We start from the raw sequence: 6,000 nt of genomic DNA, 5'->3' as shown, positions 1-6,000 counted from the left end.
CACCGCACAACCTGTGGGAGCCGGGCTTGCCCGCGATGGCGGTGTATCAGGTAGCACATTTGCAGCTGGCCCACCGCCTTCGTGAGCAATCCCGCACATATTTGGATTTCGATACATCAGGTGGATGCTGTGTTGCTGTGCTTTTGCTTCTACCACTCAGGTCGGCTACTCGGCCGCCGTGCTTTTGCTTTTGATCTGAGACACCCCGTCACCCACCAGCCCCCGCCTACGTTTAAACCTGGAACTCGCTGCGTGTACGCAACCACACAGGTGCAGGCTTTTTCGTGCGTGTACGAAAAGTCCAGACATTGAGTAGCCCACTGACTGCGTCATCTTTTCAACAAAGGTAACCCACATGCGAGTAGAAACCTCTCCTCCTCCCTATATCAGTTTGGGCGTCAGAGATGCGCTATTGAATGGGCGATCCCCCTTTGATACCGGCGGATTGGAGAACATGAGCAACGCCGATGTCGCACGTCACGCCAACGTGCGCTTTAGCCCGAATTATGGCGCGCCGACATTTGAGGTTGCTCAGCAGTCCACTGGTGAGGTCTTGGGTGGCTGGAGCTGCGAAAATAAAGCACTGAAGCTCAAGAAGTTTCCATTTATCAAATTCACGCGCACACCCGCCAAAGAAGAAGGGAAATCGGTGGGCGACAAGTTCCACATCAGCGTGACACAAAAGGATGTGCCCAAAGCCTTTGAAGTCATCAGCACGCTCATTCACTCAGAGGACAGCCCGATCAATAGCTGGAAAACCACTGATGTAAGCCGTGTTGATCCAAGGGACACCCGAATTTCGCAGGGCGCTCAGTTCACGCTCTACCCCAAGCCAGACCGCACGGATGGCACCTATAGCCCCGAGCACATGGGAAAAATCCGGGCCTTGGTAAAAGCCCTCGAACAGGCGTTGCAAGAGGCCGGCGTCGGTAAAAGCGAGCACAAACCCGCCTCCGATGTCTCGGCACCGCAGTGGGGATACGTGTCTTATCGCAATGAAGTACGCAGCGACCGGCAGGGCTCCGAAAGCCAAAGCGCCGCATTGAAACAAGAGCCGTTTTTCAAGCTCATCGCCGGGATCACCACCTGAATACACAGAGCAGGCGTGAACGATCTAGCTACTGTGGGGGCCGGCTTGGCGCCGGGCCTGTCGACTCGCGCTCGACGAGCTGCACCTCCAGCATCGGCGGCGCCTCACAGGCAAGTCCCGCCAGACGGTCGATCAGGTACTGCGCCGCCATTTCACCTATCAGCCGGTCAGGCACCTGAACGGTGGTCAGGCCGGGCTGGCTGTGGGCCGCGATCTCGATGTCGTCGAAGCCGCAAATCGACAATTGGCCGGGCACTGCGATACCCAGTGCCTGAGCCTCCAGCAACGCGCCGATGGCAAGCATGTCATTACCGCAAATGATGGCGGTGGGGGCCGGTTGCTGGCTCATGATGTGCCTGAGGCTGGCACGGGCAAACGCGACGCGTCCCTCGTTCAGGCGCTGGTCGCGGATAGCCTGATGCTGAGGCCGCAGCGCAAGCCCTTGTTCGGCCAGGGTGGCGTGCACGGCTTGCAGCCGCGCCTGGATCCGGCCGTTGTCGGTGACCGACTGGAAAATAATGCCCAAGCGCTGATGCCCAAGCGCCAGCAGGTGTCGGGTAATCATGGCGTAGGCCTGCCCGTGGTCGAAACCCGCGCAGGGGTGCCGCGCACCGGCACGCTTGCCGAAGGTGACCACATACGGCGTGCCCTTGGCATTCAACTGATCAAATAACGCATCGGGATAATCATCCCCCAGCAGCGCCAACGCATCGACGCCGCGCGCCAGCATACCTCGAGCCTGACGATAACCCTCGCCAGGATCATAGGCCGAGCAGGCGACAAACACCGCCAGCCCCTGAGCCCCCAAACGGTTCTGGAAAGCCTGTAACTGCTGGTGAAACTTTTCGTGCTCTAGGGTCGGCACGATCACGCCGATGGTATACGAGCGCCTGGAAACCAGCGACCGCGCCGCCGCGTTGGGCACCCAGTCCAATTGGTCAATGGCCGCGCGGACCTTGGCCCGGGTCTTCTCACTGACACGTTGCGGCTCATTCAAATAGCGCGAAACCGTTGCGGTCGACACATTAGCGATCCGGGCAACGTCGGCGAGTACCGGCTCCTGGGTAACCAGCGCTTGGGGCGTGTCGGGGGGCGTGGTGGTGGCAGCGGGCATAGGCGGCTTCATGTCAAAAGTTAAGCGTCAGGCACAAACTAAGCGGGCGCCCAGACACAGTCAATGAACCGTTGACAGCGCGCAAACTGAAAACCTAGGATGTAAGCGCTAGACAAAAATCATAAACGGAAAAATTAGAAGTTTATATTGGGCATAAATCAGTAAAACTTTAAAAGCCCTAAGCGCTTTTTTGTCTTTATGATAAACGGTTACATAACGCCACGTACGGCCAGGCCAACCTTTATGCCGAGCCAACGCGCCAGTTAAGGCACGCTGTCAAAAACAATAAAAAGAGACCTCCACCATGAGCCAGACACCTGCACACCCGGTTGCGCCACCGCGTATTCGACGCCAGCAAACCCTCGCCCTCAGCCTGTTGGTGCTCAGCGGCATCATCAACTACCTGGACCGGGGCACCCTGGCCGTCGCCAATGAATTCGTGCGCGCCGACCTTGGCCTGTCGATGGGCGAAATGGGTATCCTGCTCTCGGCGTTCTCCTGGAGCTACGCGCTGTGCCAACTGCCCGTCGGAGCCCTGGTCGACCGCATCGGGCCGCGCTGGTTGCTGGGCGGCGGCCTGGTGCTTTGGTCCCTGGCCCAAGCGGCGGGCGGCCTGATGTCGAGCTTTGGCTGGTTCTTGCTCGCCCGTGTGCTGCTGGGTATCGGTGAGTCGCCGCAATTTCCGTCTGCGGCGCGGGTGGTGAGCAACTGGTTCCCCGTGCGCTCGCGCGGCACGCCCACCGGCATCTTCAATTCGGCCTCTCCACTGGGTATTGCCCTGGCCCCGTTGTGCCTCTCGGCGCTGATCGCGGCACTCGACTGGCGCTGGGCGTTTTACATTACCGGTGCCGCCGGCCTGCTGGTCGCGGTGGTCTGGCTGGCAGTCTATCGCGACCCGGTCAAGAACACGCTCACAGAGGAGGAACGTCGCTACCTGTACAGCGACGAGCCCGACCTCATCAGCCCCAAGGTCACGTTCGCGGACTGGCGCGCGCTGTTCTGCCATGCGACGACCTGGGGCATGATGCTTGGCTTCATGGGCTCGGTGTATTTGAATTGGGTCTACCTGACCTGGCTGCCCGGTTACCTGCGCAGCGCCCGGAACATGAGCCTGGAAATGAGCGGCGTGGCCGCCGCCCTGCCGTTCCTCTGCGGTTTTATCGGCGCGCTGGTGGCCGGCTGGGTGTCCGACCGGATCACCCGCCGCAGTGAAACAGCGGTGCTGGGACGGCGCAACGCCATGGTCGCCGCCATGCTGGGCATGGTGATATTCACCATCCCGGCAGCGCTGGTCGAGAGCAACGTGATCGCCGTGGCCTGCATTTGCGTGGTGATCTTCCTCGCCAATGCCTCCTCGGCCTGCGCCTGGTCACTGGCCACTGCGGTGGCGCCGGCCAATCGCGTGGCCTCGCTGGGTTCGATCCAGAACTTCGGCGGTTTCCTGGGCGGTGCACTGGCGCCCATCATCACCGGCTTTATCGCCCAGACGTGGTCGTTCGTACCCGCACTGCTCACCGGTGCCGCCATAGCCCTGGTCGGCGCGCTGTCGTACCTGTTGCTGGTACGCAAACCCATTCCGGACATTCGGCCATCACCTTCGGCCCAAGCCGCAATAACAGCTCACCCATGAGCACTCGCACAGAGGACACTGCTATGCCACGCCCTGCCCAACCCATCATCGAAGGCATTGTCCCGGTGATGCTCACCCCCTTTAACGACGCCGGCAAAATCGACTTCCCCAGCGTTGAACGCTTGATCGAGTGGTACCTGGCACATGGCTGCGACGCCCTGTTCGCAGTGGCCCAGTCCAGTGAGATGCAATGGCTCAGCCTTGAGGAGCGCACGCAGCTGGCCCGGCATGTCGTAGAGTACGTGGCAGAGCGAGTGCCGGTGGTGGTGTCGGGCCATATCAGCGACGACCTCGACACCCAGGTGCATGAGCTCAATGCAATGGCCGGCAGCGGCGCCGATGCGGTGGTGCTGGTCACCAACCACCTTGACCCGCAACGCGAGGGCAGTCACGTGCTCCTCGCTAACCTGCATGCCCTGCTGGACCGCCTGCCCACCGACTTGCCACTGGGCCTCTACGAGTGCCCGGCGCCTTATCGGCGCTTGCTCAGCGATGAGGAGCTGCAAGCCTGCATCGACAGCCAGCGCTTCATCATGCTCAAGGACGTGAGCTGCGACCTGCAGGTGGTCAAGCGCCGCGTGGCCCTGGCGCAAGGCTCGTCGTTGCGCATTCTCAACGCCAATGCGGCGATCGCCTGGGACGCCATGCAAGCCGGCGCAGCAGGTTTCAACGGCGTGTTTACCAACTTCCATCCCGACCTGTACCGATGGCTGCGCCTGCAGGGCACGCACCACCCGCAATTGGCTGAAGAGCTGGCAACGTTCTTGGTGCTGGCGGCCACCACGGAAGGCATGGGCTACCCGGCACTGGCCAAAATCTACCATCAGCGGCTGGGCACCTTTGATTCAATCCGTTGCCGGGTGATCGACTACGACGTGCGTGAGCGTTTCTGGGCCCTGGATGCGGTGCTGGATAAAATCGTTGCGGGCACCGAACACTTTCGCGCCAGGATTCAAGCGCTTGACGCCCCGCAAGGCACGCCCGCAGGAGAACGGCTGCATGTCGGCTAACCCTGTGATTTGTGTCGGCTGCGCGCTGTGGGACACCATTTTCAGTGTCGATCACATCCCGCCACTCAGCGCCAAGGTCCTGCCCCGCCTGGCGGTACAGGCCGCTTCAGGCATGGCCACCGCTGCGGCGATCAGCATCGCGCGCCTGGGTGGCCCGGTCGCCCTCTGGGCGCGTGTCGGCGACGACGCCACCGGCAAAATGCTCATCGACAACCTGAAGCGCTCCGGGGTTTCCACCGCCGGTATCCAACCAGTCCCAGGAGGGCACACTCCGTTCTCAACCATCCTGGTCGACCGCGATGGCGAGCGACTCGTGGTGCCCTACATCGACCCCGCCCTGGACGCAGCCCCCGACTGGCTGCCCCTCCACGACATCGCGGGCGCTGCGGCGGTGATGGCCGACGTGCGCTGGGTAGAAGGCGCAAAGGCGGCGCTCACCGAGGCCAGGCGCGTGGGCGTACCCACGATTCTTGACGCCGATGTCGCCGCCGTGGAAGACCTCAACACACTGATCCCCTTGGCAGACCACCTGCTGTTTTCCGAACCGGCACTGCGCTCACTTGTCGATAACGCCACGCCCGAAGAAGCACTACTGACGTTGGCAGCCCGCAGCAAAGCCAACGTCATCGGCGTCACCCTTGGCGAGCACGGCGCGCTGATCTGGCAGCGCGGCACATTGACTGTGCAACACGTTGCGAGCCCGCGTATTCGAGCCATCGACACCCTCAACGCCGGGGATATCTGGCACGGCACCTATGCGTATGGCCTGGCGCACGGCTGGACACTCGACAAGCGTGTGCACGCAGCCAACATTGCCGCCGCCATGAAGTGCGAAGTGTTTGGCGGGCATCTGGGCGCCCCTCGCATGGAGCAACTGCTGGCGCGCCTGAGCGTCGAACGCCAAGCGCTTCTTTCAGGCCGTTGAAAAGACGCGCAACACGGCCTGGCGGTGTAAGGCCGTGAGGGGCGGCCTCCCCCTGTGGGAGCTGGCTTGCCCGCGATGGCGGTGTATCAGGTGGCCCATTCTCAGCTGGCCCACCGCTATCGCAGGCAAGCCAGCTCCCACATTTTTTGCCCTGTGTTCCAGTCCAGGCACCGCACAACCTGTGGGAGCCGGGCTTGCCCGCGATGGCGGTGTATCAGGTGGCACATTTGC

General features: G+C 61.9%; 5 protein-coding genes. 4 read left to right on the top strand and 1 reads right to left on the bottom strand.

The genetic code is table 11. The annotated features are described in order from the left end of the window. The first annotated feature begins 454 nt into the window (after nt 1–454). Nucleotides 455–1,090: a hypothetical protein gene (locus AOA62_RS12025; protein ID WP_017134545.1), complete on the top strand. Its 636-nt coding sequence runs from the start codon at nt 455–457 to the stop codon at nt 1,088–1,090. A 28-nt stretch (nt 1,091–1,118) separates the two neighbouring features. On the opposite strand, the gene AOA62_RS12020 is transcribed toward AOA62_RS12025, so the two are convergent. Next, nucleotides 1,119–2,204, bottom strand: a complete 1,086-nt coding sequence (locus AOA62_RS12020) for a LacI family DNA-binding transcriptional regulator (RefSeq protein WP_017134544.1) — start codon at nt 2,202–2,204, stop codon at nt 1,119–1,121. 304 nt (nt 2,205–2,508) lie between these two features. On the opposite strand from AOA62_RS12020, the gene AOA62_RS12015 reads away from it, so the two are divergent. The 3 genes from AOA62_RS12015 to AOA62_RS12005 are packed head-to-tail and all read left to right on the top strand — an operon-like array spanning nt 2,509 to nt 5,769. Then, nucleotides 2,509–3,834 (top strand): MFS transporter, encoded by a 1,326-nt coding sequence (locus AOA62_RS12015; RefSeq protein ID WP_099548755.1) that lies wholly within the window; start codon nt 2,509–2,511, stop codon nt 3,832–3,834. A 23-nt stretch (nt 3,835–3,857) separates the two neighbouring features. Next, nucleotides 3,858–4,844 (top strand): dihydrodipicolinate synthase family protein, encoded by a 987-nt coding sequence (locus AOA62_RS12010; RefSeq protein ID WP_017134542.1) that lies wholly within the window; start codon nt 3,858–3,860, stop codon nt 4,842–4,844. Next, nucleotides 4,834–5,769, top strand: coding sequence for a PfkB family carbohydrate kinase (locus AOA62_RS12005; RefSeq protein ID WP_099548754.1), 936 nt, complete (start codon nt 4,834–4,836; stop codon nt 5,767–5,769). The genes AOA62_RS12010 and AOA62_RS12005 overlap by 11 nt, the downstream gene beginning before the upstream one ends. Nucleotides 5,770–6,000: the final 231 nt, after the last annotated feature.

Origin of the sequence: Pseudomonas sp. 2995-3 (genome assembly GCF_002742565.1) — a bacterium.
GTDB lineage: Bacteria > Pseudomonadota > Gammaproteobacteria > Pseudomonadales > Pseudomonadaceae > Aquipseudomonas > Aquipseudomonas edaphica.
This window is presented reverse-complemented; position numbering and strand designations above follow the sequence as displayed.